At 65.6% G+C, this 26,375-nt stretch carries 23 protein-coding genes and 1 tRNA gene; 14 read left to right on the forward strand and 10 right to left on the reverse strand.

The genetic code is table 11. The features are described from left to right. The first annotated feature begins 164 nt into the window (after nucleotides 1–164). The 5 genes from AC1DDG_RS01305 to AC1DDG_RS01325 all read left to right on the forward strand — a co-directional run bounded on the left by AC1DDG_RS01305 (nucleotide 165) and on the right by AC1DDG_RS01325 (nucleotide 5,455). Nucleotides 165–1,559 carry a hemolysin family protein gene (locus AC1DDG_RS01305; RefSeq protein ID WP_476874666.1) on the forward strand — a complete coding sequence of 465 codons (1,395 nt, stop codon included), beginning with the start codon at nucleotides 165–167 and terminating at the stop codon, nucleotides 1,557–1,559. Then, on the forward strand, nucleotides 1,556–2,626 hold the full coding sequence (locus AC1DDG_RS01310) for a hemolysin family protein (protein WP_230116937.1): 1,071 nt from the start codon (nucleotides 1,556–1,558) through the stop codon (nucleotides 2,624–2,626). Before AC1DDG_RS01305 ends, AC1DDG_RS01310 begins: the two co-directional genes overlap by 4 nt. 158 nt (nucleotides 2,627–2,784) lie before the next feature. Continuing rightward, complete coding sequence (locus AC1DDG_RS01315) at nucleotides 2,785–3,753, forward strand: metal ABC transporter solute-binding protein, Zn/Mn family (RefSeq protein ID WP_476874667.1); 969 nt, start codon at nucleotides 2,785–2,787, stop codon at nucleotides 3,751–3,753. Then, nucleotides 3,750–4,565, forward strand: coding sequence for a metal ABC transporter ATP-binding protein (locus tag AC1DDG_RS01320; RefSeq protein WP_476874668.1), 816 nt, complete (start codon nucleotides 3,750–3,752; stop codon nucleotides 4,563–4,565). Before AC1DDG_RS01315 ends, AC1DDG_RS01320 begins: the two co-directional genes overlap by 4 nt. Further along, the gene (locus AC1DDG_RS01325) at nucleotides 4,565–5,455 is read left to right on the forward strand and encodes a metal ABC transporter permease (RefSeq protein ID WP_476874669.1); all 891 of its coding nucleotides are present in this window, start codon (nucleotides 4,565–4,567) and stop codon (nucleotides 5,453–5,455) included. The genes AC1DDG_RS01320 and AC1DDG_RS01325 overlap by 1 nt, the downstream gene beginning before the upstream one ends. A 57-nt stretch (nucleotides 5,456–5,512) precedes the next feature. On the opposite strand, the gene AC1DDG_RS01330 is transcribed toward AC1DDG_RS01325, so the two are convergent. Then, entirely contained in the window at nucleotides 5,513–5,977 is a 465-nt protein-coding gene (locus tag AC1DDG_RS01330; RefSeq protein ID WP_290369697.1) for a Fur family transcriptional regulator, read from the reverse strand. A gap of 96 nt (nucleotides 5,978–6,073) precedes the next feature. On the opposite strand from AC1DDG_RS01330, the gene AC1DDG_RS01335 reads away from it, so the two are divergent. Further along, nucleotides 6,074–6,730 carry an MBL fold metallo-hydrolase gene (locus tag AC1DDG_RS01335; protein WP_476874670.1) on the forward strand — a complete coding sequence of 219 codons (657 nt, stop codon included), beginning with the start codon at nucleotides 6,074–6,076 and terminating at the stop codon, nucleotides 6,728–6,730. A gap of 40 nt (nucleotides 6,731–6,770) precedes the next feature. Here the strand turns inward: AC1DDG_RS01335 and AC1DDG_RS01340 are convergent, their stop codons facing one another. Beyond that, on the reverse strand, nucleotides 6,771–7,853 hold the full coding sequence (locus tag AC1DDG_RS01340) for a PLP-dependent cysteine synthase family protein (RefSeq protein ID WP_476874671.1): 1,083 nt from the start codon (nucleotides 7,851–7,853) through the stop codon (nucleotides 6,771–6,773). Nucleotides 7,854–7,995: 142 nt separating this feature from the next. On the opposite strand from AC1DDG_RS01340, the gene AC1DDG_RS01345 reads away from it, so the two are divergent. From AC1DDG_RS01345 to AC1DDG_RS01355, 3 genes are all read left to right on the forward strand, one after another. Next, nucleotides 7,996–8,850: a sulfurtransferase gene (locus AC1DDG_RS01345; RefSeq protein ID WP_476874672.1), complete on the forward strand. Its 855-nt coding sequence runs from the start codon at nucleotides 7,996–7,998 to the stop codon at nucleotides 8,848–8,850. A 140-nt stretch (nucleotides 8,851–8,990) separates the two neighbouring features. Continuing rightward, nucleotides 8,991–10,151 carry an NAD(P)-dependent alcohol dehydrogenase gene (locus AC1DDG_RS01350; RefSeq protein ID WP_476874673.1) on the forward strand — a complete coding sequence of 387 codons (1,161 nt, stop codon included), beginning with the start codon at nucleotides 8,991–8,993 and terminating at the stop codon, nucleotides 10,149–10,151. Further along, a complete protein-coding gene (locus AC1DDG_RS01355; protein ID WP_230116929.1) occupies nucleotides 10,148–10,576 on the forward strand; it encodes an HIT family protein in 429 nt (142 codons plus the stop codon). Before AC1DDG_RS01350 ends, AC1DDG_RS01355 begins: the two co-directional genes overlap by 4 nt. Before the next feature lie 3 nt (nucleotides 10,577–10,579). On the opposite strand, the gene hrpA is transcribed toward AC1DDG_RS01355, so the two are convergent. Next, complete coding sequence (gene hrpA, locus AC1DDG_RS01360) at nucleotides 10,580–14,581, reverse strand: ATP-dependent RNA helicase HrpA (protein WP_476874674.1); 4,002 nt, start codon at nucleotides 14,579–14,581, stop codon at nucleotides 10,580–10,582. Between the two features lie 180 nt (nucleotides 14,582–14,761). Further along, entirely contained in the window at nucleotides 14,762–14,929 is a 168-nt protein-coding gene (locus tag AC1DDG_RS01365; protein ID WP_476874675.1) for a hypothetical protein, read from the reverse strand. Between the two features lie 81 nt (nucleotides 14,930–15,010). On the opposite strand from AC1DDG_RS01365, the gene AC1DDG_RS01370 reads away from it, so the two are divergent. Then, nucleotides 15,011–15,979, forward strand: coding sequence for a GlxA family transcriptional regulator (locus AC1DDG_RS01370; protein WP_476874676.1), 969 nt, complete (start codon nucleotides 15,011–15,013; stop codon nucleotides 15,977–15,979). On the opposite strand, the gene AC1DDG_RS01375 is transcribed toward AC1DDG_RS01370, so the two are convergent. The 6 genes from AC1DDG_RS01375 to AC1DDG_RS01400 all read right to left on the reverse strand — a co-directional run bounded on the left by AC1DDG_RS01375 (nucleotide 15,976) and on the right by AC1DDG_RS01400 (nucleotide 20,651). Next, nucleotides 15,976–16,287 (reverse strand): protealysin inhibitor emfourin, encoded by a 312-nt coding sequence (locus tag AC1DDG_RS01375; protein ID WP_476874677.1) that lies wholly within the window; start codon nucleotides 16,285–16,287, stop codon nucleotides 15,976–15,978. The two genes, AC1DDG_RS01370 and AC1DDG_RS01375, sit on opposite strands and share 4 nt — an antisense overlap. A 63-nt stretch (nucleotides 16,288–16,350) precedes the next feature. Beyond that, the gene (locus AC1DDG_RS01380) at nucleotides 16,351–17,397 is read right to left on the reverse strand and encodes a M4 family metallopeptidase (protein ID WP_476874678.1); all 1,047 of its coding nucleotides are present in this window, start codon (nucleotides 17,395–17,397) and stop codon (nucleotides 16,351–16,353) included. A gap of 96 nt (nucleotides 17,398–17,493) precedes the next feature. Next, nucleotides 17,494–17,566, reverse strand: a tRNA-Arg gene (locus tag AC1DDG_RS01385). 93 nt (nucleotides 17,567–17,659) lie between these two features. After that, nucleotides 17,660–19,258 carry a ferredoxin--NADP reductase gene (locus AC1DDG_RS01390; protein WP_476874679.1) on the reverse strand — a complete coding sequence of 533 codons (1,599 nt, stop codon included), beginning with the start codon at nucleotides 19,256–19,258 and terminating at the stop codon, nucleotides 17,660–17,662. Then, nucleotides 19,255–20,127, reverse strand: a complete 873-nt coding sequence (locus AC1DDG_RS01395) for an FAD:protein FMN transferase (protein WP_476874680.1) — start codon at nucleotides 20,125–20,127, stop codon at nucleotides 19,255–19,257. The genes AC1DDG_RS01390 and AC1DDG_RS01395 overlap by 4 nt, the downstream gene beginning before the upstream one ends. Nucleotides 20,128–20,180: 53 nt before the next feature. Then, entirely contained in the window at nucleotides 20,181–20,651 is a 471-nt protein-coding gene (locus AC1DDG_RS01400) for an FMN-binding protein (protein WP_476874681.1), read from the reverse strand. A 160-nt stretch (nucleotides 20,652–20,811) separates the two neighbouring features. Here AC1DDG_RS01400 and argS point away from each other — a divergent pair, with 160 nt between their 5' ends. Genes argS through thrC form a run of 4 tightly spaced genes read left to right on the forward strand, consistent with a single transcriptional unit; the run spans nucleotide 20,812 to nucleotide 26,366 of the window. Then, complete coding sequence (gene argS, locus AC1DDG_RS01405) at nucleotides 20,812–22,461, forward strand: arginine--tRNA ligase (protein ID WP_230116920.1); 1,650 nt, start codon at nucleotides 20,812–20,814, stop codon at nucleotides 22,459–22,461. A gap of 5 nt (nucleotides 22,462–22,466) precedes the next feature. Further along, entirely contained in the window at nucleotides 22,467–23,942 is a 1,476-nt protein-coding gene (gene lysA, locus AC1DDG_RS01410) for a diaminopimelate decarboxylase (RefSeq protein ID WP_476874682.1), read from the forward strand. Continuing rightward, nucleotides 23,943–25,259, forward strand: coding sequence for a homoserine dehydrogenase (locus tag AC1DDG_RS01415; protein WP_476874683.1), 1,317 nt, complete (start codon nucleotides 23,943–23,945; stop codon nucleotides 25,257–25,259). Further along, nucleotides 25,260–26,366 carry a threonine synthase gene (thrC, locus tag AC1DDG_RS01420; protein ID WP_476874684.1) on the forward strand — a complete coding sequence of 369 codons (1,107 nt, stop codon included), beginning with the start codon at nucleotides 25,260–25,262 and terminating at the stop codon, nucleotides 26,364–26,366. Nucleotides 26,367–26,375 lie beyond the last annotated feature (9 nt).

Genomic DNA, 26,375 nt, shown 5'->3' on the forward strand with positions numbered 1-26,375 from the left:
CCCGTTCACGATCCCGTCAATGTCCGTCGCTCCACTTTGCTGGAATCTCCCAGGAAGCAGCGCAGGCCTCGGCCGACCATCCTCCGCCTGGCCCTTCTCCAAGGCTTTGTAGCCGCCCCGCTTGCAGGGACAGCATCACTCTGCGTATCCAGGCAGGCTGCTAGATGGAGTGGCTTCTCCTCGCAGCCGGGTTTCTGCTTATTCTCGGCACCGGCTTCTTCGTCGCCGTCGAATTTTCCCTTATAGCGCTTGACCAGCCCACCGTGCAGCGCGCGGTGGACAACGGCGACACGGCGGCAATTCCGCTGCTTAGATGCCTTAAGTCGCTGTCCACACAGCTGTCCAGTTGCCAGCTGGGCATCACCATGACGACCCTGCTCACCGGCTACGTCATGGAACCATCGGTCGGGGCGCTGGTCGAGGGGCCGCTTACCGCCTTCGGGACACCCGAAGCAGTTGCCGGATCCGTCTCCCTTGTGATCGCCATGGCGGTGGCTACCCTTCTGTCCATGCTGCTGGGCGAGCTGGTCCCCAAGAACATGGCGATCGCGCTGTCCTTCCGCATCGGGCGGGCGGTGGCGCGGCCCCAGCTGATGTTCACGGCGATCTTCAAGCCCGCCATCGTTCTGCTTAACGGCTTCTCGAACAAGGTCCTCAATGCTTTCGGGCTGGAAGCGAAAGAGGAGATCTCCGGGGCGCGTACGCCTGCGGAACTGGCGTCCCTGGTGCGCAGGTCTGCCGCCATGGGGACCCTTGACGCCGGCACCGCGAACTTCATCGCCCGGACCCTGAATTTCTCGGGCCGTACCGCCGCGGACGTCATGACGCCACGCATCCGCGTGGAAACCATCGACGCCGACCAGCCGGTCTCGGACATTCTTGACGCCGCCCGCCGCACCGGATATTCGCGCTTTCCCGTGATCGGCGATTCCGCTGACGATATCCGCGGACTGGTCCACGTCAAGAAGGCGATTGCGGTTCCGGCGGGCAGGAGGCCCAACCTGGAAGCAGGAGCAATCATGACGGAGGTTCTCCGCGTACCGGAGACCATCCACCTCGATGCCCTGCTGGCGGAACTCCGGGAAGGCAACCTGCAGCTTGCTGTGGTGCTGGACGAGTACGGCGGAACCGCAGGCATCGCCACGCTGGAGGACCTCGTTGAGGAAATCGTGGGCGAAGTAGCCGATGAACACGACAAGGTGCGGCCGGGCCTGCTGCAAAGCGCCTCGGGTGACTGGTATTTCCCCGGCCTGCTGCGGCCGGATGAACTGTCCGAACAGATTCCCGGGCTCAGCGTTCCGGACGAAGCTGCCTATGAAACGGTAGGCGGCTACGTCATGAGCGAGCTCGGGCGCATAGCCGTGGTGGGGGACACCGTAAAGGTCGGCGGCGGAACACTGAGCGTTACCCGGATGGACGGTCGCCGCATTGACCGGATCTGTTTCAAGCCCGACCACGAGCATCACGACGAGAACTCGGGGAACACTACGTCGCAGAATGCGAAGTCAGAGAACGTGAATTCACAGAACGCGACCTCCGGAAACGGCGGTGCGGCATGAGTGACTGGGCCGGAATTCTCTGGCTGGTAGTGCTCCTCATCGGCAACGCGTTCTTCGTGGCGGCCGAGTTCGCGGTCATGTCGGCGCGCCGCAGCCAGATCGAGCCGCTGGCGGACGCAGGTTCCATGCGCGCCCAGACCACACTGCGCGCCATGGAGAACGTCTCCCTGATGCTCGCCTGCGCGCAGCTGGGCATCACCGTCTGCTCCCTGCTCATCCTGCAGGTCGCGGAACCGGCAATCCACCACTTGCTTGCCGTGCCCCTTGAAGCATTCGGCGTGCCGGTGGAAATTGCCGACGTCGCGGCCTTCGGCGTGGCACTGATGGTGGTGACATTCCTGCACGTGACGTTCGGCGAGATGGTGCCGAAGAACATCTCCGTCTCCGTTGCGGACAAGGCGGCCCTGCTGCTGGCTCCGCCGCTCATGTTCATCGCACGGATCGTTAACCCTGCCATCGTTGCGCTGAACTGGTCCGCGAACCACATTTTGAGGCTGATGCGGATCGAGCCCAAGGACGAGGTCAACTCGTCGTTTACGCTGGAGGAAGTCCAGTCCATCGTGCAGGAATCCACCCGGCACGGCCTCGTGGACGACGACGCCGGGCTCATCACGGGCGCCCTCGAATTCTCCGAACATGCGGCAGCCCACGTCATGGTTCCGCTGGACAAGCTGGTCATGATGAAGGCCGCCACCACGCCCTTGGAATTCGAAAAAGCCGTCAGCCGCACCGGGTTCTCACGCTTCCCGATGCTCGACGACGACGGCATGCTGTCCGGCTATCTCCACATCAAGGACGTGCTCTCCATCCCCGAATCCGGGTACCAGCACCCTATTGCCGAAAGTCGCATCAGATCGCTGGCGAACCTCTCACGGGACGACGAGATTGAAAACGCGATGTCCGTCATGCAGCGCACTGGCTCGCACCTGGCACGCGTGATCGGGCCGGACGGCCGAACGGAGGGCGTGCTGTTCCTGGAGGACGTGATTGAGCAGCTCGTGGGCGAAATCCGGGATGCAACCCAGGCGAAGGGGATCCGCCGGCTGGGCCAGCCGGACGGGGAATAACAGAACTGCATGTGGAGCAAGGGCCGCGGGAAACGAACCCCGCGGCCCTTGCCAATCCCGGCCCGACCAGTCCTAAATAGGAATCATTCCCATTTAGGACTACACTTTGTAGGGTTGCAGATCCCGCAAAATGCCGCTTCCAGAACCGAGGTCTTTCCGTGCGCAGAATCGTCCGATCGTCCCTGACCGCCGCCGTGGCGGGCCTCGGGCTGCTGCTTACGGCGTGCGGTCCGACGGCGGGTGTCCCCGCCAAGGCGGACGGCAACGGCATCGCCGTGGTCGCCTCGACTAATGTGTACGGGGATATCGTCCGGGCGATCGGCGGGGACAAAGTCAAAGTCACGGCCATCATTTCCCGTCCCAGCCAGGACCCGCACTCCTACGAGGCCAGCGCCCAGGACCGGCTGGCGATTTCCAAGGCGAAGCTGGTGCTGGAAAACGGCGGCGGCTACGACGACTTCATCCACACCATGGCCGACGACAGCGGCATCCCTCACGAGAACATCATCAACGCCGTGGAAGTATCGGGGCTGGCCCCTGCAGCGGAGAGCCCGGCATCGGCGCATGCCGAGAGCGGCCATGCCCATGACCACGGTGAATTCAACGAACACGTCTGGTACAGCCTCCGGGCCATGTCCCGCCTCGCGGACTCAGTGGCAGCCAAACTGGAATCGATCGACTCCGGGTCCGCGGCAGACTTCCGTGCCAACGCCGCTTCCTTCAAGGCAGGGCTGACCAAAATCGAAACCAGGCTTGCCACCGTCAAGACCGCCCACGGCGGGTCGCAGGTGGCCGTGACCGAACCCGTACCCCTCTACCTCCTGGAATCGGCAGGGCTCGTCAACCGCACCCCTGCTGAGTACACGACGGCGATTGAAGAAGGCACGGACGTGCCTCCCGCCGTCCTGAGGGCCGCCACCGCACTCGCTGCCTCATCCGACATCCGTTTCCTCGCCTACAACGAGCAGACGGAGGGTCCCCAGACCGAGGCGCTGAAGAACGCGGCCAACGCGGCCGGTAAGCCGGTCCTGAACTTCAGCGAGACACTGCCCGAGGGCAAGACCTACCTGCAGTGGATGGCGGACAATGTGGGGAACATCAGCAACTCCCTGGAGCGAAAAAGTTGAACCCCGTCATTAGCCTGCGCAAGGCATCCCTGAAGTTTGGCAAGCGGGCGCTCTGGGAAGACCTGGACCTCGACATCAAACCCGGGGAGTTCTTTGCGGTCCTCGGCCCCAACGGCAGCGGAAAGACCAGCTTCCTTAAGGTGCTGCTGGGCCTGCAGGAACTGCATTCGGGCAAGGCCAGTCTTGGCGGCCATCCTGTTGAACGCGGGAGCCGGCTGATTGGATACATCCCGCAGCAAAAGCCGTTCCCGCCGGACACGCCCATGCGGGCCCGTGATCTGGTGGGGCTCGGCGTTGACGGCCACCGCTGGGGCGTCCGGCTGGGAAACGCCAAAGCCAACCGCAGGATTGACGAACTGCTCGATTTGGTCGGGGCCAGCGACTACGCCAAGGTACCGGTGGGGCAGCTCTCGGGCGGCGAACAGCAAAGGCTGCGCGTGGCCCAGGCGCTCGCCTCCGACCCCAGGGTGCTCCTCTGCGACGAGCCGCTGCTGTCACTCGACCTGCACCACCAGCAGGCAGTCAGCGCACTCATCAACAAGCAATGCCATGAGCAGGAAAGCGCAGTGGTCTTTGTGACCCACGAAATCAATCCGATCATCGACTATGTCGACCGGATCCTGTACCTAGCCGGCGGGCGCTTCAGTGTGGGGACGCCGCACGAGGTCATGACCACGGACGTCCTCTCGGAGCTGTACGACAGCCACGTGGAAGTGATCCACGCGAACGGAAGAATCGTCGTCGTCGGACTCCCGGACGCCACCACCCACCATCACGACGATGCGCACGCAACGGCGGGGGAGGGCGCCTGATGGATCCGGAAGGCATCCTGCAGTCGATTTTCAACTTCGAAAATTACGGTGAGCTGCTGGTCCTGGTGCAGAACTCCCTCTGGGCCGGAGCCGTCCTCGGCCTCCTGGGCGGCCTCGTAGGCACCTTCGTCATGAAGCGCGATCTGGCCTTCGCCGTGCACGGCATCTCCGAACTCTCGTTCGCCGGCGCAGCCTTTGCGCTGCTCATAGGCGCGGACGTTGTGTTCGGGTCACTGATCGGCTCGGTGGCGGCCGCCCTCCTGCTGGGACTCATGGGAGTGCGGGCACGGGACAAGAACTCCATTATCGGCGTCATCATGCCGTTCGGCCTCGGGCTGGGCATCCTGTTCCTGTCACTCTATGAAGGGCGGGCGGCCAATAAGTTCGGGCTCCTGACAGGACAGATCGTCTCCGTGGACACCGTGCAGCTGCAGGTACTGGCCGGAACCGCGGTGGTGGTCATGGCTGCACTGTGCGCCATTTGGCGTCCGTTGAGCTTCGCGAGCGTCGATCCCGAACTCGCCGAAGCCCGCGGTGTTCCCGTGCGTGCGCTGGCACTGGCCTTCATGGTGCTGCTGGGCGTGAGCGTGGCGCTGTCCATCCAGATCGTGGGTGCGCTGCTGGTGCTCGCCCTGCTGATCACCCCGGCCGCGGCCGCGCTGAGGATCACGTCGTCTCCGCGCCTGGTGGTGCTCCTGAGCGTGCTGTTTGCCGTCGCCGCGACGGTGGGCGGCATCCTCCTGGCCCTCGGCGGCCGCATCCCGATCAGCCCCTACGTGACCACACTGTCTTTCCTGATCTACGTGGTCTGCAGGGTGATCGGAAGCGTCCGGGCCAAGCGCGGCCTCAACGGACGCGTCATGCGGACGGTGCAGCGCCGGCCTGCGTAACGCCGGTGGCAGGGTTCGGAAGGCATAATGCCGTCTGGGCGGCGCCGCCAGTGCAGGCTATTTAGCGCCGGCCTTGCGGGCGGTGCAGTCGGGGCAGAGCCCAAAGATCTCCACCGTATGTGCCACCTCTGAGTACCCGTGCTCCTGGGCTGTCCGGGCGGCCCAGGTTTCCACCGCCGGGGCTTCGACTTCCACTGCCTTGCCGCAGCTACGGCACAGGAGGTGGTGATGGTGCCCGGTCACTGCACACCGGCGGTAGACAGCCTCGCCGTCGGCGTTCCGCAGCACGTCCACGAGTCCGTCGTCCGCAAGGGACTGCAAAATCCGGTAGGCCGTGGCCAGCGAGACCGAGACCCCCTGGTTCTGGAGGATACGGTACAGCTCCTGCGTGCTCACGAAATCATCAAGCTCGTCCAGCGCGGCACTTACGGCCAGTCGCTGCTTGGTGACGCGCTGCTCTTTTCCGCCGGCTGCCGCCAAAGGGGTCAGCGGACTGCCGTCAGCGCTGGCGCCGTGTGGCATGAATGGACTCGCTTCGCTAAGGGATACTGGCAAGGTCCTAGATTACCAGCCGGACGTCCGTGGACACTGACGGGGCCGGTTCCCTAGGCTGGCCGGATGAAGCTGACAAAATACACCCACGCGTGCGTGCGCCTCGAAAAAGACGGGCAGGTGCTGGTGCTCGATCCGGGAACCTTCTCCGAGGCCGCCGAAGCGCTGGACGGCGCGCACGCCGTCCTCATCACGCACGAACACAAGGACCACATCGACGTGGCGGCCGTGAAATCTGCCCTCACGGACAACGGGGACCTGCAGCTCTTCGCACCGGCAGGGGTAGCGGAGGACCTCCGCAGCGAAGCACCTGACGCCGCGTCACGCGTCCATGCTGTGGACCCCGGAACAAGTTTTGACGCTGCCGGATTCGGGATCCGGAGCTTCGGCGGGCAGCATGCGCTGATCCACCCCCACGTTCCCATGGTGGCCAACATCGGCTATCTCGTGGATGAAAACGTCTACCACCCCGGCGACTCGTTCATCATTCCGGATGGCATCAGCGTGCAGACGCTCCTGGTGCCGGTTCACGCGCCCTGGAACAAGGTCAGCGAGGTGGTGGATTTCGTGATTGGCGTGCGCGCGCCGCGGGCGTTTCCCATCCATGACGCACTCCTCAACGGGACCGGAATGGAGCTGGTGGAGGGCCACGTTAAGAGGCTGGGCGCCAGGTACGGCACGGAGTACACCCACCTGTCCAGCGGCGAATCCGTCGACGTCTGACTCCGTTGCCGTTTGGGTCCGTCGAAGGGCCGCCGGGCGGCTATGGCTTCCAGACGCCGGAATCGAAAAATGCCCTGAGGGTGCCTTCATGGGGCTCGGGATCGAGCCCCTGTGCTGCCAGCCACGCAGCGTTGTAATAGTTGCCCGCATAGCGGTCACCGCCGTCGCACATCAGCGAAACGATGCTGCCCCGCTGCCCCTCGGCGACCATCTCCGCCACGAGCTGCCACACGCCCCAAAGGTTGGTGCCGGTGGAGGGCCCGGCGTGCAGTCCCGCCAGGGTATGGAGGTGCCGCATGGCGGCGACCGAGGCGGCATCCGGAACCTGGATCATGCGGTCGATGACGGCAGGGACGAAGCTTGGCTCCATCCGGGGCCGGCCGATGCCCTCGATCCGTGAGGGAAGGCCCGTGCTGAAGTCAGCGGCACCGCTGCGCCAGCCCGGATAAAAGGCCGAATTTTCCGGATCAACCACAGCCAGTTCCGTCTCATGCCGGTGATAGCGGAGGTACCGGCCGATCGTGGCGCTGGTCCCGCCCGTGCCCGCACCCACTACGATCCACCGGGGGACAGGGTGCTCCTCCAGGGCGAGCTGCTGGAAGATGGACTCTGCGATGTTGTTGTTGCCGCGCCAGTCAGTGGCGCGTTCCGCATAGGTGAACTGGTCCATGTAATGGCCGTTGCTGGTGTCCGCCACCTCGGCGGCTGCCGCGTAGACCTCCGAAGCGTGGTCCACGAGCAGGCACGCGCCGCCGAACTGCTCGATCAGGGCGATCTTCTCAGGACTCGTAGTGCGGGTCATGACGGCAATGAACGGCAGCCCCAACAGCTGCGCAAAGTACGCTTCGGAGACCGCCGTGCTGCCGCTGGACGCCTCTACTATGGTGGTGCCCTCCTTAATCCAGCCGTTCACCAAACCGAACAGGAACAGGGAGCGGGCCAGCCGGTGCTTCAAGCTTCCGGAGCGGTGCGTGGACTCGTCTTTGAGGTAGAGCTGTACGCCCCAGTGCTCGGGCAGCGGCACGGAATACAGGTGTGTGTCCGCCGACCTGTTGTTTTCCGCGTTGATCTTGCGGATGGCCTCGTCTGCCCATGCCCGGTCCGCGCTGCGTGCTCTGCTCACCGATTCAGCCTACCGGTGAAGCGGGCGGGCACCGCTAGAGTTGTGCTGCCGGCCCCGGTGCCACCAGCCCCTGTTCGTCCGGGTGCAGTTCATCCAAGCCAAGTTCATCCAAGCCAAATTCATCCAAGCCACAGGAGATTCGATGGATACCCTCATAGACGTGTCCGCGCTGAACAGCAGGATGACCTCCGGGCAGCGCACCGTGCTGCTGGATATCCGCTGGGCGCTGGGTGATCCCCACGGCCACGGGCACTACCTCAAGGATCACATCCCCGGTGCCGTCTACGTGGACCTTCTCACCGAATTGGCGGAGCCTGCGGAGCCCGCCCGTGGCCGCCATCCGCTGCCGCCGCGGCACAAGCTCCAGGACGCCGCCCGGCGCTGGGGGATCAGCACGGGCGATGTGGTGGTCGCCTACGACGATGCCGGCAACACCTCGGCGGCCCGCCTCTGGTGGATGCTCCGCAACGCCGGCTTCGGCAGCGTCTACCTGCTCGACGGCGGCCTGGCCGCCTGGCGCCGGGCAGGGTTGCCGCTTCGTGGCGGGCCGGAGGAGACCGCCCCCGGCGACGTGACGCTTGCCGACGGCGGCATGCGCGTTATCGACGCTGCTCAGGCGGCGGAATGGGCAACGCGCGGCGTGCTGCTTGATGCCCGTGCCGGGGAGCGGTACCGCGGCGAGATCGAACCCGTGGACCCGCGCGCCGGCCACATTCCCGGGGCTGTCAGCGCGCCTACCACCGGGAACCTGGGCGACGACGGCCGCTTCCTGCCGGCGCAGGACCTCCGGCTCCGCTTCTCGCGGCTGGGAGTGGACGAAGCAACGCAGACTGCGGTCTACTGCGGCTCGGGCGTCACCGCCGCCCATGAGATCGCGGCACTTGAGATCGCCGGCATTCCTGCGGCGCTTTTCCCCGGCTCCTTCTCCCAATGGTCCAACGATGCCTCACGGCCCGTGGCAACCGGTGCAGAGCCCGGAGTTGCCGGGCCAGGCTGAGGAGTCTGCGTGCCCGGCCTGCCCGACCTGGCGACCGGAACGTTCCGACCGGAACGATCCGGCGGCACGTTCCGTCCGGCACAGTCCGGTGGGCGTGCGTCGGCTGGCATTGTTCCGGCCGCGGAGGGTAGCGTCGCAGTATGACTCCTGGACGCCCCGTACCACCGCCGCTTGCCCTGCAGATCCCGCTCGCCGAAGACGCTGGAACGGCATCGCCCCTGGAGGGGCGCCTGGCTGCCGCTCGCGGCGCCGTGTCCAGCACCGGGGGACTGGTTCCGTTGACCGTCGCCCGGCGGGCTCCGAAGGCCGACGACGTCGAAATCGCCATTGAGTTTTGCGGGCTGTGCCACTCGGATGTGCATGCCACGCGCGGGGAATGGGGCACACAGAACTATCCGCTGGTGCCCGGGCACGAGATTGTGGGCCGGGTCAGCCGCGTGGGTTCGGACGTGGACGATTTCGCCCCCGGGGACCTCGTGGGCGTGGGCTGCATCGTGGATTCCTGCCGCGAATGTGAAAGCTGCCGTGAGGGACTGGAGCAGTACTGCGAACGGGGCATGACCGGAACCTACGGTGCCAAGGACGCCCGGAACAGCGATTCCATCACGCAGGGCGGCTACGCGTCGTCCGTGGTGGTCGACCGCCGCTACGTCTTGCGTGTACCGGAAAACCTGGACCCCGCCGCCGTGGCGCCGCTGCTGTGCGCAGGCATCACCACGTTCTCGCCGCTGAGCCACTTCGGCGTCGAGGAAGGCGACGTTGTGGGCGTCGTGGGCCTCGGCGGCCTGGGACACATGGCGGTCAAGCTGGCCAAGGCCATGGGTGCAGAGGTTAGGGTCTTCACCACGTCCGAATCGAAGGTCTCTGCGGCCCTGGAACTCGGCGCCGACGCCGTCATCCTCTCCCGCGACGAGGACGCGATGGCCGCCGCGAACCGGAGCATCGACCTCATCATTGACACCGTGGCAGCACCGCACGACCTGAACCCGTTCTTCCGCACACTGCGCCGGGACGGGGCCCTGTTCCAGCTGGGGCTTCCTTCCGACGCCATGCCGCCCGTGAACCCGGGCGCACTGATCAGGCGCCGGATCGCCTACGCCGGATCCCTGATCGGGGGCATCGCGGAAACCCAGGAGATGCTGGACTTCTGCGCCGAACACGGCGTGGTTTCCGACGTTGAGATCGTCGGGGCGGACCAGCTGAACGACGCCTACGACCGGATGGTGGCGGGCGACGTCAAGTACCGTTTCGTTTTGGACACAACCACCCTGCAGGCACCGGCGGAAAGGGCAGACGCATGAGCACGCTGTTTACCAAAATTCTCAACGGGGAGATCCCGGGCCGGTTTGTCTGGCGCGAACCGGACGTCGCCGCGTTCCTGACCATGGGCCCGCTGGCGGACGGCCACACACTGGTGGTTCCCACCGAGGAAGTGGACCGCTGGACGGACGCTTCCCCGGAGACGCTGGCCAGGGTCATGGAGGTGGCCCGCCGCATCGGCGCGGTCCAGGTCGAGACCTTCGGTGCAGCCCGCGCAGGCCTCATCGTGGCCGGCTACGAGATCAACCACCTGCACGTCCATGTCTGGCCGTCCAACAGCATGGCCGACTTCGATTTCGCCTCCGCGGACCATAACCCGGACCCTGCCACGCTGGACGCCAACGCGGAAAAGCTCCGCGCCGGGCTCCGCGACGCCGGCCATGGGGAGTTCGTTCCCGACGCCTGAGAACTAGGCCGCGAGGGCCTTGTTGAGCACTGCCCGAATCCGCTTCTCCGAGACGGAGTAGGCGGTTCCAAGTTCGACGGCGAACAGGCTCACCCTCAGCTCCTCGATCATCCACCGCACCTGCGTCAGCTCGGCTCCCGTCCGGCGGCCGGGCAGCAGGGCTGACACAGCGTCGTCATACTCATCCTCCAGCCGCTGCACCGCGGCCATATTAAGCGCATCGCGCTGCACGTTACCCGGCAGCTTTTCGAGGCGCTTTTCGATGGCAGCGAGGTAGCGCGGCAGCTGGCTCAGCTGGGCGTAGCCCGTCCGGGCGACGAACCCGGGGAAAACCAGCTGCTCCAGCTGGCTCTTGATGTCGTTGAGCGCGCTGATGAGCGCCAGGCTGGTGGTGCCCTTGAGCTGTTTTTCGATCCGCCGGGTGCTGGCAAGAATGCGCTCCACAACGGCCGTCACGCTAAAGACGGTGTCGATCAATTCCGCGCGGACCTGTTCGAACAGGGCATCGAATGAAGCCCTGTCCCAAGGCAGCCCCGCCGGAGTGAGCTTGTCGATAGCCGCGAGGGCACAATCGGCAATCAGGGCCGCGACAGACCCGTGCGGATTCTGGCTGAAGGTCAGTTTCTCCGTGTTGTTCAGGTGCTCCAGGACATAACGGTCGGGCGCGGGAACCCGCAACGCCAGGAGCCGGATCACTCCGCCGCGCATGGCCTCCTGCTGCTCCGAGGCCGACTGGAAGACGCGCAGCGCCACCGACTTCCCTTCATCCACGAGCCCCGGGTAGCCAGTCACAGTATGACCCTTGACGGTAACGCTGATTTCGCGCTGAATTGTGCCGAAGGACCACTCGGTCAGGCCGGCCTGTTCCGTGAAGCCCTGGCCAGCCGAATTTTGGTCAGCGAAGCCCCGGTGTACCTGCTGCCGGTCTCCATGTGTCGGCACGGCGGCAGTGGGTGCTCCCTTCTTGGCGGCGCGCGGCGCGGCGGTGGCCGGTGTGGCGCCCAGCGATTCCGCGATGGCCCGCCGGGTGGCAGGCGCAAGCCGCTCCTGCAGTGCTTCAAGATCCTTGCCTTCATCCAGCACCTTGCCGCGGCTGTCCACCACCTTGAAGCTCACGCGAAGGTGCTGGGGAACGGCGTCCCAGTTCCAGGACCCGGGCGGAATGATGTGCCCGCGGATCCGCCGCAGCACCAACTCCAGCGATGACTCGAGTTCGTCCCCGGCGGGATCAAATTCGGCCTCCAGCGCAGCAACTGCCTGCCGGGCCACGTCCGGAGCAGGAACGAAGTTTTTGCGGATCTGCTTGGGCAGCGATTTGATGAGCGCAGTGACCAGTTCCACGCGCTGGCCCGGGATCAGCCAGCGGAAGGCGGCGTCGTCGAGCTGGTTCAGGAAAAGGACCGGCACTTCCGCGGTAACGCCGTCGGAGGGATTGGGCGGCGATCCTGGCGCCACCGGGTGGAACTCGTAGCTCAGGGGCAGCTCGAATCCCTTGTGCAGCAATGTCTTGGGGTAGGCAGAGTCGTCCAGTGCCTCGGCATCCTCGCTGAGGAGCAGCGACTGGTCAAAGTCCAGGAGCGCCGCGTCCTGCTGCCGGGCCTCCTTCCACCACTTGTCGAAGTGCCGCTCCGAGACAACGTCCTTGCCCACCCTGGCGTCGTAGAACTCGAAGAGTGTTTCGTCGTCCACCAGCAGGTCGCGGCGGCGCATCCTCGCTTCGAGTTCCTCCACTTCCTGAAGGAGGGCGCGGTTGCGGTGGAAGAACTTGTGGTGCGTCTTCCAGTCACCCTCGACCAGCGCGTGCCGGATGAACAGCTCGCGGGCGAGGACGGGATCGACCTTGCCGTAGTTGATACGCCGCTGGGCGATGATGGGCACGCCATAAAGGGTGACCTTCTCGTAGGCCATGACGGCGCCCATTTTCGTGGACCAGTGCGGTTCACTGTAGGTGCGCTTGACGAGGTCCGGAGCCACCTGCTCGGCCCACGACGGCTCAAACTTGGCGGCCACCCTGGCCCAGAGCCTGCTGGTTTCCACGAGCTCCGCGGCCATGACAAAGGTGGGGGACTTCTTGAACAGGGCGGAGCCGGGGAAGATCGCGAAGCGGCTGCCGCGTGCGCCGGCATACTCCCGCTTGCGCTCGTCCAGGATGCCTATGTGGCTGAGCAGGCCGGAGAGGAGACTGATGTGGATGCCCTCGTTGGTTCCCACCGGGTCTGCCAGCCGCTTGTTATCCAGGCTGATGCCCAGGGGGCGGGCAAGCTGCCGGAGCTGGGCGAACAGATCCTGCCACTCACGGACCCGCAGGTAGTTGATGAACTCGTTCCGGCACAGGCGGCGGAACTGAGTGGAGGACAGTTCCTGCTGCTTTTCCTGGATGTAGTTCCATAGGTTCAGGAAGCCGGTGAAGTCGGAATTCTCATCACGGAAGCGGGCGTGCTTTTCCGCGGCGAGCTGCTGCTTGCCTGAGCCGTCCCCCTGGGGGCGCTCGCGCGGGTCCTGGATGGTCAGCGCGGCCGCCAGGACCATGACTTCGCGGACGCAGCCGCGTTTTCCTGCTTCGACGATCATGCGGCCCAGGCGCGGATCCACCGGCAACTGCGCAAGCTGCTGACCGACGGCGGTAAGCCCGCCGCCGTTGCGGCCGGAACCGCCGCCCCGTCCGGCGGAGGCTGCGGCATCGGCAGCTTGGGGCGTGCTCAAGGCGCCAAGCTCCCGGAGGAGCGTGACGCCGTCGTTGATTGCGCGGGAGTCCGGCGGCTCCACGAACGGGAATTTTTCGATGTCCTTGGGCCCGCGGGCCACTCCCATGGCTGTCATCTGGAGGATTACCGCGGCCAGGTTGGTGCGCAGGATCTCCGGGTCCGTGTAGAGGGGCCTGGATTCGAAGTCCTCCTCGGAGTAGAGGCGGATGGCGATGCCGTCGGACACGCGCCCGCAGCGGCCTGACCGCTGGTTGGCCGAAGCCTGCGAAACGCGTTCAATCGGCAGCCGCTGGACCTTGGTGCGGTGTGAATATCGTGAGATGCGGGCGGTGCCGGTGTCGATGACGTACTTGATGCCGGGCACTGTCAGGGAGGTCTCGGCGACGTTCGTTGCGAGCACGATCCGCCGCTTGCTGCCGGGGTTGAATACGCGGTGCTGTTCCTGCAGGCTCAGCCGCGCAAAGAGCGGAAGCACTTCGGTGCCGGCGAGGCGCCGGTTGGACTGGATTCTGGCGTTCAGGGCTTCCGCGGCATCCCGGATTTCGCGCTCGCCGGAGAAGAAGATGAGGATGTCGCCGGGTGCCTCCAGTGCGAGCTCATCCACGGCGTCACACACCGCATCGAGAGGGTCCCGGTCTTCCTCGAGCTCGTCGTCGGAGGCGTTCTCGTCGTCTGCGCCGCCCCCGGCCGGCTGGGACAGCGGCCGGTAGCGGATCTCCACGGGAAACGTGCGCCCCGAGACCTCGACGATGGGCGCCTGTGCCTCCTCTGATCCGAAGTGCTTCGCGAAGCGCTCGGGATCGATGGTGGCGGAGGTGATGATCACCTTCAGGTCCGGGCGCTGCGGCAGGATCCGCTTGAGGTAGCCGAGGATGAAGTCGATGTTGAGGCTGCGCTCATGGGCCTCGTCGATGATGATGGCGTTGTATTTGCGCAGCAGTTTGTCGCGCTGGATTTCGGCCAGCAGGATGCCGTCGGTCATGAGTTTGACCTTGGTGGACCGGCTGACCTCGCCCGTAAACCGGACCTGGAAGCCCACTTCCTGGCCGATCTCCACGCCGAGTTCGGAGGCAATGCGTTCAGCCACCGTGCGGGCAGCGAGCCGCCGCGGCTGCGTATGCCCGATCAGCCCGTTGTCTCCGAGGCCCAGTTCCAGGCACATCTTGGGGATCTGGGTGGTTTTTCCCGAGCCGGTCTCGCCGGCAATGATGGTCACCTGATTGGCGGCAATGGCCGCCATCAGGTCCTCGCGGCGCTCGGAGACCGGCAGCTCGGCGGGGTAGGAGATATGAAAAGTCATGGCTGGTATCAGTCTACTGCGGCCCGGGAGGGGCTCGGCGATCCGTCGGAAGCGCCGGAGCAGGGCGGTGCAGGGGCAATCCCGGCGCCCACGGGCCCCATAGCGTGAAAGGACCCGGCTCGCTGTGAGCCGGGTCCTTTCTGTTGGAGGCGGAATATGGGCGGGGAGCCAGGTGCGCGATCAGAAGATGCGCATCGTGTAATTGCTGCTGGGCAGGTCCAGCGCGGACCAGTCCCGGATTGAATATTCGGGTGGCGTATGTCCGCGACCGTCCCGCACGACGGCGGTGAACGTGGCGGCGATTGAGATGAGGACCAGGACTACGAGGGCTATTGCGAAGATTTCCATACCTCCATGGTTCTCTTAGCCGGCCTCGGAAAAAAGTGGCAGAAATGCCTAAAAAGTGCAAATTTCTGCCATACTGGATTCATGCTTAAATCAGTAGCTGTGATCGTGGTTCCCAACTTCTCGATCTTTGAGTTCGGCACCGCGTTTGAAGTGTTCGGCATTGACCGGTCCGGCCGCGGAGCCGGTGTGCCCGAGTTTGATTTCCGGGTCTGCACGCCAGTGCCCGGCGACATCCCGCTCAAGACCGGCCTGACCATGAACGTCAGTCTTGGCCTGGAGGCGGCCGCGGACGCGGACCTGGTGATCATGACGCCGTACGGCCGGGAGGAGGATGTTTCCGAGGAAGTGCTGGAAGCCCTGCGGGCTGCCCACGACCGCGGGGCCTGGGTCATGTCCATCTGCTCAGGGGCCTTTGCGCTGGCAAGGGCAGGGCTGCTGGATGGGCGCCGGTGCACCACGCACTGGCACTACTCCGGCGAGCTTGCCGCGCAGTTTCCGAAGGTCCTCGTTGACGAAAACGTTCTCTACGTCCAGGACGGCAGGATCATCTCCAGTGCGGGAACGGCGGCGGGCATCGACGCCTGTCTGCATCTGGTCCGTATTGAGTTTGGCGCCGCGGTGGCCGCGGCCATAGCCCGTGACATGGTGGTGCCTCCGCACCGCGACGGCGGCCAGGCCCAGTTCATCGACAGGCCCATGCCTGAGTGCGGCTCTCAGCCCATGGAGGAACTGCTGCGGTGGATGGTGCAGAACCTGGACGAGGAGCACCCCGTCCAAGAACTTGCCGCCCGGCTGCACATGTCCCCGCGGACCTTTGCCCGCCGGTTCCGGGCGGAGACGGGCGCCACTCCGGCGGCGTGGCTGAATTCCCAGCGGGTGCTGCGGGCGCAGGAGCTTCTTGAGTCCACTGAACTGAACATCGATGAGGTGGCGAGGCAATCCGGATTCGGCCATCCGGTGCTGCTCCGGCACCACTTCGCCAAGGTGCTGGACACCAGCCCGCAGTCCTACCGCAGGGCATTCCGCGGCCAGCTGGCTTCGGCGGGCTAGGACCGGAAACCGGCCCCGCCGCCGGTCCGCAGTTCCTCCGCGGCAGCTCTGGTTGTCTCCACCAGCACCCGCCAGGGGCCGGTGACGGCCCTCTCCGGCAGGGTGGCGCGGTGTTCACCGGCGCGGATGGAATACATGAACCGATCAGGCTGCCCTTCGGTAATTGGCCGGGAGTCGGGCACGGCATCCCACGGGCAAGCCTCAACGATGGGCTGCCAGTGGTTCTTGTCGCTGGACGTGGTGGCCTGAACCGTCCAGGTGCGGGTCAGCGCAGCAATCCCGCCGCTACGCTCGACTGTAATTTTCATGGCGGGGTCCTGGTTATTCCGGGGCCGCCGGAAACGCAGATCGGCCGCATTCCCGGCGTTGGGTTATAGCTTTACCTTCACAGTTTCCCACGCCAGGCGCACGGCGTCATGCTCCGCTGACTCCGCACCGAACAGTTCCCTGGCAGATGCTGCAGTTGCCTTGGCGAAGACGCTGAACGTGGCAGTCGGCGGGAGGGAACCGCCCGTCAGTGTCTCGTACCAGATCTGCCCCGGAGCCTCCCAGGCATTCCCGCCCAGCGCCTGCGCCACGAGGCAGAAAGCACGGTTGGGGATGCCCGAATTGATGTGCACACCGCCGTTGTCCGCGCTGGTGCGTACGTACGAGTCCATCGAGTCCGGCTGCGGATCCTTGCCCAGGACGTCGTCGTCATACGCGGTCCCGGGCGCCTTCATGGAGCGCAGCGCCGAACCCTCAACCTGCGGCATGAAGAGGCCTTCACCGATCAGCCAGCTGGCGTCGGCCGTGGACTGTTTCCGGAAGTACTGCTCCACCATGGCGCCAAAAACGTCCGACAGCGATTCGTTGATGGCGCCGGCCTGGTTCCGGTAGGCGAGTCCCGCCGAAAACTGGGTCACCCCATGGGCCAGCTCGTGTCCGATGACACTCAGGGAGCGCGTGAACCGTTCAAAAATTTCGCCGTCGCCGTCGCCGAACACCATCTGCTGCCCGTCCCAAAACGCGTTGTCGTAGAGCTTGCTGAAGTGGACGGTGGCGTTGAGCGGCATTCCGCGGCCGTCGATGGAATTCCGGCCGAAGACTTCCGCGTAAAGGCTGTGGGTGCTGCCCAGCCCGTCGTAGGCTTCATCGGCGGCGGGGTCGCCGATGGCCGCTTCGCCTTCCTTCCTGACGAGCTGGCCGGGGAGCGATTCGCCGGATTTGGCGTCGAAGACGGATCTGTTGACGGGGGCCGGCTGCAGCTGCCTCATGCCAGGGGCAGTCACCGGGGCAGAGGGAGCGGCGCGGGCTGCCTGCACGGACTTCACGTGCAGCAGGGCCTCTTTGGCTGCCCTTGCGACGGCGGTGTACCGCGGCGAGTCCTGGGCGGCAAGGCGCCGCAGCATGTAGGGCGGAATGATTGAACAGATCATGCGAATCAGCCTACGAGCGGCCACCGACAATCCATGGAGGCGCACTGGAGATGCAGAAAACCCCGCTACTTACGGGAAGTAACGGGGTTTGTTCTGTGCCCTCGATAGGATTCGAACCTACGACCTTCTGCTCCGGAGGCAGACGCTCTATCCCCTGAGCTACGAGGGCAGTCAGGGATCCTGCCGTTCCCGGCTGGACGTCCTAGAGCTTAGCAGGAAGGTGGCCTCGAATGGAAAACCGCTCCCTCGGCTGCAGCCCGCGTCAGTAACCCGCGAAGGAATCCACGCGGATCCGGCGGGCGCCGGCCTGCCTGGCTGCACGCCGCAGGGAGCCGACGCTGGCCGGTGAGCCCGAGATGAAAACCGTGCGCCGGGCGATGTCCGGAACAAGACGCAGCAGCGCAGGTCCGTCCAGCCTGGCCATCGGCGCCGCTGCTGCCGCTTCGATGCCTGCCGCGCCTGAGTTCTCCACTCCGGCGGCCGCATCCTCGATGAAGTCCGGGGGAGCCGAGCCGTCGGCCAGCCGGGCAATGACGCGGGCCCCCGACTGCTTCAGTTCGTCGGCATACGCCAGTTCGGAGGCGTTGCGGGCGAGGTAGAGCAGGACAGTGTCCCGCGGCCCGCCTGAGCCGTCGGAGAGATGCGCCAGGTACGGCGTGATGCCAATGCCCGCCGCAATCAGCAGGACCGGGCTTTTGGATCTCCGCGGCACAACGAAGTCCCCGCCCACAGTGGTGGCCGTGAGTTCATCCCCCGGCTTGAGCGCCAGGAGCTTCTGCTTGGCGGCTGAGACGGGTTCGGCCGTGCCCACTCCGATCTTGACGTGCCGCGAATCGGGGTGACTTGTCAGGCTGAAGACACGGCGGCGGCCCTTTCCGTCCGGCTTCGCATGCGGGAGGTCGAGCTCCAGATACTGGCCCGGGGCGTGGCGGAGGCGGCGCCGCGGCTCGAAGACAAATTCAGTCGTCGTCGGGGTGAGCCGGCGCGAGTGCCTGAACAACAGCCTGACGCTTCCGCGCTGACCGGCCGGGAAAGCCACCAGATTCCCGACCAGGAGGGCCAGCTCAGGGGAGTTCGCCACGAAGCCGAGGTTGAAAGGGCTTGCAAACAGCAGACCCACGACGGCGGCCAGCGCCAGCTGCTGCCACCGCCGAGGAGGCAAGGTCAGCGGTTCCGTCAGCATGAACCCGACAAAGAAGATGATGGGGCTTTGCGCCAGTGGTTGCCACAGCGCCCCTCCCGGGTCCACCCCCGATTGCAACAGCCCTGCCGCCACAATAGACGTGGCGACCACGGTGAAAACCGCGGCCATGAGCATTTTCCGCGTGCGGTAGAGCACCAGCAGGACCCCGGGAACCAGCAACCACAGCATTGCCGGGGTACCTGCCCACCACGTGGCGATATTCAACCCCGTCAGGCCGGTGATGAAGGCTCCGGCCGCCGCGGGGTTGAAGACATGCCGCCCGCGCCAGGCGAGCGCATACTTTGACGCGGACGCCAGCACGCAGGCCAGGGCCACTCCGGCCAGTTCGATGCCGGCGAACGCCTGCCCGAACTGCGCAGGCCAGAACAGGAAATAGAGCAGCAGCCCGGTGATCAGCGAAGACTCCGAGTGGGGCTGGACACGGAACAGGGCAGCCAGTGCCCGGTTGGACGCGTAAGTCAGCCCCACACACAACGCCAGGTGGGCCAACAGCTGGGGAATGCCGAATGTCAGCCAGCCAAGGGCGTCGAGGAGGAGGCTGTACGCGGCGAGCACAGCGAGAACAAGCAGCACCAGCCGGTACATGGTCACGCGGCCCAGCATGGCGTCCACCGCGGTGGCCGGCGACATCCGCGGCCGGAAGGTTGTCTGGCTCATGTGAACAGCGCTCCTTCGAATTCCGCGGAATACTCCGCACTGCCGTTGGAAAAAACTTTAAGCCAGGAAACCCGGAAGTGGCGCTCCAGCACCTCACCGGGAACAAAGAACAGGGCGGTGGCCAGGGCATCGGCCTCCATCGCGGTTCCTGCCATGGCCCACGTGGCCACGACCGTCCGAACTGGGGCACCGGTGGTGCCGTCCAGTACGTGGTGAAGGCCGTCACCCCAAGCCCTGCGGTTTGAGGCCGAGGCGCACAGAGCCCCCTGCGCGAGGGGAACCGTGCCGATCGCCTTGCTGGAGTCGTACGGGTGCTCAAGTGCCACCGTCAGCGGCGTGTTTCCACCGTTCAAGAGGTCGCCGCTCGCATCGAGGAAGAACTCAGGAACGCCTTGGCTTTCCAACACTTCAGCCAGGAGGTCCACCAACTGGCCTTTTCCGGCCGCGCCGATGTCCAGCACGACGGGCGCCTTGGCAGTCATTGAGGTCCCGCGCCATTCCAGTACATCGTCCCAGGCGGGCGGCGGTGTGGAGGCGCCGCGTGGCCTGAGGGAGTAGCCGGGGCCGTAGCCCAACTGTTCCAAGCTGCCCCCGATGAGCGGCGTCATGGCACCGTTGCTCAGCGCATACAGGATCCGGTAAAGCGATGCCAAGGCCGTGGCTTCAGCCGGAAATTCGTAGGTTCCCGGCGCAGCGGACATTCGGGCTACCCGGGAATCGTCGCGGAACCGGGACCACGTGGAGTCGTAGCGCTCCACCTCGGCGAGCAGGCGGCTACGAAGCCCGGGACCCAATGGTGCGGGAGTGGAAATCTCCCAGCTGGTCCCTATTCCTTCAAAGGTGAAATTCTGCCAGCCCGAGTGCGGCATGGACTCTCCTTAACGTGCGGTCCATGTCCTGCGTCGAAGCCGCCTGCAGCCGCCTACAGGGCCTGGGCCTTGATCTCTTCGACTGCCTGGTTGAAGCCGCCGCTGGTCAGTGACGAACCCGCCACCTTGGACACTTTGATCTCGTCAAGGCTCTTGCCCACCACCTGCTCCGCGATTCCGCTGGCGAACTGACCCTGAAACTTGCGGGTGTTCGGATTGGAGGGGTGCTCGGTGATCTCGACCTCGGACACCGTGCCGTTGGCCAGCGTCAGCTGGACGCCCACGGTCTCCGTGCCGTTGGGTGACCTGTAGCTTCCGTCGGCACTGTAGGTGCCGTCTTTGTAGCCTCCGCCGGACTCCGCCAATGCGCTGGACGACGATCCGGGCGCTGCGCTCGCCGACGTCGCGGCGGGCTGGGTTTCCTGGGCGGCGGGCTGGGCGGAAGGCGCGCAGCCGGCTACCGTTCCGGCCAGGGACAGCCCGGCCATGCCGGCGAAGACGCTTTTGCGGACGGAAGGCTTCACGGTGTCTCGTTTCGTTTGTACGGGCACTTGCCGAGTGAACGACGCTCAAGTCAGCGTAAAGGTTCAGTCTGTGAATCTGCTAAGTGTTTGCTGTGCATGACAGCGCCATCACCTACGCCGGAATTCCGCCGCAGGGCGGGCCCCCCGGTAGGCTAGGGTTGTGACTCCCGAAGAACTCTCCCTCGCCATATCCGCCTGCCTGAAAGATGCCGTTGCCGCCGGCGAGGTCGCACTTTCCGAAGCGGCCGTCCCGGACGCAGTCCTCGTGGAACGGCCGAAGAACCGGGAGCACGGCGACTGGGCAACGAATATCGCCCTGCAGTTGGCCAAGCAGGCCGGTACCAGGCCGCGGGACTTCGCCACCATCCTCAGCGCTCGCCTGGAAGCGATCCACGGCGTGTCCGCAGTGGAGATTGCCGGCCCTGGCTTCCTGAACATCACCGTCGACGCGGCCGCCGCCGGCGCGCTGGCCAAGGCGATCGTCGAAGCCGGACCGGAGTACGGGACCAACTCGGCGCTCGCAGGCCACACCGTCAACATGGAGTTCGTCTCGGCGAACCCCACCGGGCCGCTGCATATCGGCCACACCCGCTGGGCGGCCCTGGGAGACTCTATCGCCCGCGTGCTGCGTGCCTCCGGGGCGGACGTCACCGCCGAGTACTACATCAACGACGCCGGCTCGCAGATGAACGTGTTCGCCAACTCCGTGCTGGCACGCCTCCACGGCAGGGATGTGCCTGAGGGCGGCTATCCGGGTGAGTACATCCGCGACCTCGGCCATGAGGTCCTGACCCGGCACCCCGACATTCGCGAGCTGACCGATGTGGCCGCCCTTCCGGTGATCCGGGCGGCGGCGTACCGGGCACAGCTTAAGGACATCAAAGACACTCTGGCCGAGTTCGGCGTTTCCTTCGATGTTTTCTTCTCCGAACAGGAACTTCACGACGCCGGGGCTATTGAAAGTGCCGTTGCCCGCCTTCGCGAGCAGGGCCACGTGTTCGACGACGGCGGTGCCGTCTGGCTGCGCACCACGGACTTTGGCGACGACAAGGACCGCGTGATGATCCGCGCCAACGGCGAGCCGACGTACTTTGCCGCTGACGCCGCGTACTACCTGTCCAAGAAGGACCGGGGCTACACCGAAAAGATCTACCTGCTGGGTGCCGACCACCACGGCTACATCCACCGGCTCAAGGCCATCGCGGCCGCTGCCGGGGATGACCCCGAAGTCAACATCGAGGTGCTGATCGGCCAGCTCGTCTCGGTAAACGGCGCCAAGCTTTCCAAGCGCGCCGGCAACATCATCGAGCTCAAGGACCTGATCTCCTGGCTCGGCAAGGACGCCGTGCGGTACTCCCTGGCCCGCTTCCCGGCAGACTCCCCGCTGACTCTGGACCCGGAGCTGCTCAAGAAGCACAGCAACGAGAACCCGGTCTTCTACGTGCAGTACGCCCACGCCCGCTCCCGCGGCACCGCCCGCAACGCCGTGGCCGCCGGCGTGGACCGCAGCGCTTTCGATGCCTCGCTGCTGGACCACGCCACGGAAAATGAGCTGCTGTCCTACCTCGGCAGCTACCCATCCATCGTGGCCAAGGCCGCGGAGCTGCGCGAACCCCACCGGGTGGCCCGCCACCTTGAGGTCATCGCCGGGGCCTACCACCGGTGGTATGACGCCTGCCGCGTTGCCCCGCTGGGGGACGAAGCCGTCACCGATCTTAACCGCACGCGCCTGTGGCTCAATGACGCCACGAGCCAGGTGCTGGCCAACGGACTTGACTTGCTTGGCGTTTCCGCGCCGGAACGGATGTGAACTGAATGACCGCCCATGCATTGAACCAGTCCTCGCCGCTCGCCCCGGACTGGCTCGCGGTGCCGTCGGACCTCAACGCCCTGCACCCGTCCATGTGGGCTGCCGGAGTGGAACGGAACGCCGGCGGCGAACTCGCCGTCGGCGGCATTCCCGTCAGCAGGCTGAAGGAGCAGTTCGGTACGCCGCTTTTCGTCATGAGCGAGTCCGATTTCCGGGCGAGAGCCCGCGCCTTCAAGGACGCCTTTGACGAGGCCTTCGCCGACATCTGCGGGGGAGTGGATGTGTACTACGCGGGCAAGGCCTTCCTCTGCACCGCTGTGGCCAGCTGGGTGGCTGAAGAGGGCCTGCGGCTGGACACTTGTTCCGGCGGCGAACTCGCTGTAGCCGCCCGCGCCGGCATCGACGGCGCCAACCTCGGCCTGCACGGCAACAACAAGTCGGACGCCGAGATCAACCGCGCGCTGGACATGAAACTGGGCCGGATCGTGGTGGACAGCCTGGACGAGCTGGAGCGCGTGGCCAAAATCGCTTCGGAACGGGGTGAGGCGGCCAAGGTTATGCTGCGGCTGACGCCGGGCGTGCACGCCCACACCCACGAGTTCATCGCCACTGCCCATGAAGACCAGAAGTTCGGACTCTCCATGGCCGGAGACTCCACAGACCACGCCGGCCTCTCGGCGGCCGAGGAAGCTGTGGCCGCAGCCACGAGCTATCCCAGCATCGAACTGCTCGGCGTGCATTGCCACATCGGATCGCAGATCTTCGAACCCGACGGCTTTGCCCTTGCGGCGGAGAAACTCCTGGGCTTCCTCGCCGAGATGCAGCAGAAGTACTCGATCCGGCTGCCCGAGCTCGATCTTGGTGGTGGTTACGGCATCGCCTACACGCCGGTGGACACGCCCCGCCCGGCAGCCGAAATCGCGCAGGCGATGGCCGCCGTCGTCCGTTCAAGGTGCGCTGAACTGGGCATTTCCGCCCCGCGGATCTCGATCGAGCCCGGACGGGCCATCGTAGGCAGCAGTACGTTCACGCTGTATGAGGTGGGCACCCGGAAAACAGTCCGCGTGGATGCTCCGGCCTCCAATGACGCCGAATCTGCCGGGAAAGACGTTACGCACCCCCGGCGCTATGTGTCGGTGGACGGCGGCATGAGCGATAACGCCCGTCCGGTGCTCTACGACGCGGATTATTCTGCGATTCTGGCCTCACGGACCTCCGCAGCGGCTGCGCAGCTGTCCCGAGTAGTGGGCAAACATTGCGAGAGCGGCGACATAGTTGTTAGAGATGTATATCTGCCCGAGGACGTGGCAGCCGGTGATCTGCTCGCTGTACCGGGTACCGGCGCCTACTGCTGGGCCCTGTCAAGCAACTACAACTATCTGGCCCGGCCGGGCGTTGTCGCTGTGCGCGATGGATCTGTCCGGCTGATTGTCCGCGGGGAAACCGAAGAAGATCTGCTCAACCGCGACATGGGAGTCTGAATGACCGAATTGCGAACCCTGAAAGTGGCCCTGCTGGGCTGTGGCAACGTAGGGGCCCAGGTCGCGCGGATTCTTATTGACGACGCCGGCGCCCTGGCCCCGCGGACGGGCGCACACCTGGAGCTGGCCGGCATTGCCGTGCGCAACCTCGACGCCGAACGCGATGTGGAACTGCCGCGTGAGCTGTTCACCACGGATGCCGAAACCCTGGTCAAGGACGCCGACCTCGTGATCGAGCTGATGGGCGGCCTCGAGCCCGCCCGCTCGCTGATCCTCACGGCCATCCAAAACGGCGCGAGCGTGGTCACGGGCAACAAGGCCCTGCTGGCCGCGGACGGCCCCACTCTTTACGAAGAAGCGGACAAAGCCGGCGTCGAGCTGTCCTACGAAGCGGCGGTTGCGGGAGCCATCCCCATCCTGCGTCCCATCCGCGACAGCCTGTCCGGTGACCGCATCACCCGGGTCCTGGGAATCGTCAACGGCACCACCAACTTCATCCTCGACCAGATGGACTCCACCGGCGCGCAGTTCGCCGACGCCCTGGCAGAGGCACAGCGGCTCGGTTACGCCGAGGCGGACCCGACGGCCGACGTCGAAGGCCTGGACGCTGCGGCCAAGGCTGCGATCCTGGCGTCCCTGTCCTTCCACACGCGGTTTGACCTGGCGAACGTCCACTGCGAGGGAATCACGCGCGTCAGCGCCGCTGACATCGCCGCGGCCAAAGAGGCTGGATTCGTCATCAAGCTGCTGGCCATCGCCGAGAAGCTGACCGGCACTGACGGCAACGACGGCGTGTCCGTCCGGGTCCACCCGACCCTTCTTCCGCGGGAGCACCCGCTGGCTGCTGTCCGCGGAGCCTTCAACGCCGTCTTCATTGAGGCCGAGAATGCCGGGGAACTGATGTTCTACGGCCAGGGCGCCGGCGGAACCCCGACGGCGTCTGCCGTGCTGGGTGACCTGGTCTCGGCAGCGCGCCGCATCGTCCTGGGGGGCCCCGGACGCATCGAGTCCACCACCGGGCACGTCCCGGCACTGCCCATTGACGCCGTGTACACCAGCTACTACATCGGCCTGGACGTTGCGGACCAGCCCGGCGTGCTGGCGAAGATTGCCCAGCTGTTCGCCGAGCACGGCGTCTCCATCGAAATCATGCGCCAGACCATCCACCGCGATGCCGACTCGAACGTCGAATCCGCGGAACTGCGGATCGTGACGCACCGCGCAACCGAAGCTGCACTGGCAGCGACCGTCGAGGCCGTCAAGGGCCTGGACGTCATCAATTCCGTTACATCCGTACTGCGGGTAGAAGGAGTCTAAGTGGCTCACCAATGGCGCGGTGTCATCCGCGAATATGCTGATCGTTTGCCCGTCACCGAATCCACCAAGGTCATCACCCTCGGTGAGGGCGGCACGCCGCTGGTCCACGCCCAGAAGCTGTCAGAGCTGACCGGCTCGGAGGTGTACCTCAAGGTGGAAGGCATGAACCCCACCGGTTCCTTCAAGGACCGCGGCATGACGATGGCCATGACTGCCGCCGTGGCGTCAGGTGCCAAGGCCGTGGTCTGCGCCTCCACCGGAAACACCTCCGCCTCCGCCGCAGCGTACGCCACGGCCGCCGGCCTGAAATGTGCCGTGCTGGTTCCCGAAGGCAAGATCTCCATGGGCAAGCTGAGCCAGGCGATCGCCCACGGCGCCACCCTGCTGCAGGTCGACGGCAACTTCGACAACTGCCTGGACATCGCCCGCAAGCTGGGTGAGTCCTACCCCGTTTTCCTGGTGAACTCCGTCAACCCGGCCCGCATCCAGGGCCAGAAGACGGGTGCCTTCGAGATCGTTGACGCCCTCGGCGATGCCCCGGACATCCACGTGCTGCCCGTCGGCAACGCCGGCAACATCACAGCGTACTGGAAGGGCTACAAGGAGTACTCCGCGCCGTTCGAGTCCGAGACAGCCGGCACTCTTCCCGCCGTTTCCACCAGGACCCCGCAGATGTGGGGCTTTCAGGCTGCCGGTGCCGCGCCCTTCGTGGCCGGACACCCCATCACCGAGCCGGACACCATCGCCACGGCCATCCGGATCGGCAACCCGGCATCGTGGGACGGCGCCATCGCCGCCCGCGACGAGTCCGGCGGTTTCATCGATTCCGTGACCGACGACGAGATCCTGGCGGCGCACCGCTGGCTGTCCGCCCGTGAAGGAGTCTTCGTGGAGCCCGGCTCGGCCGCCGGCGTGGCGGGCCTGATCAAGAAGCACGCTGCCGGCGAGGTTCCCTCCGGCAAGACCATTGTGATCACGGTCACGGGCCACGGCCTGAAAGACCCCCAGTGGGCCCTGCGGACCGAAGACGGCAGCGACGTTCAGCCCGTCAAGGTGTCCAACGACGTCGTGACGGTCGCCGCCGAACTGGGACTGGAAGACAAATAGCCTTGGTAA

Source organism: Arthrobacter sp. 10L430, assembly GCF_056395245.1.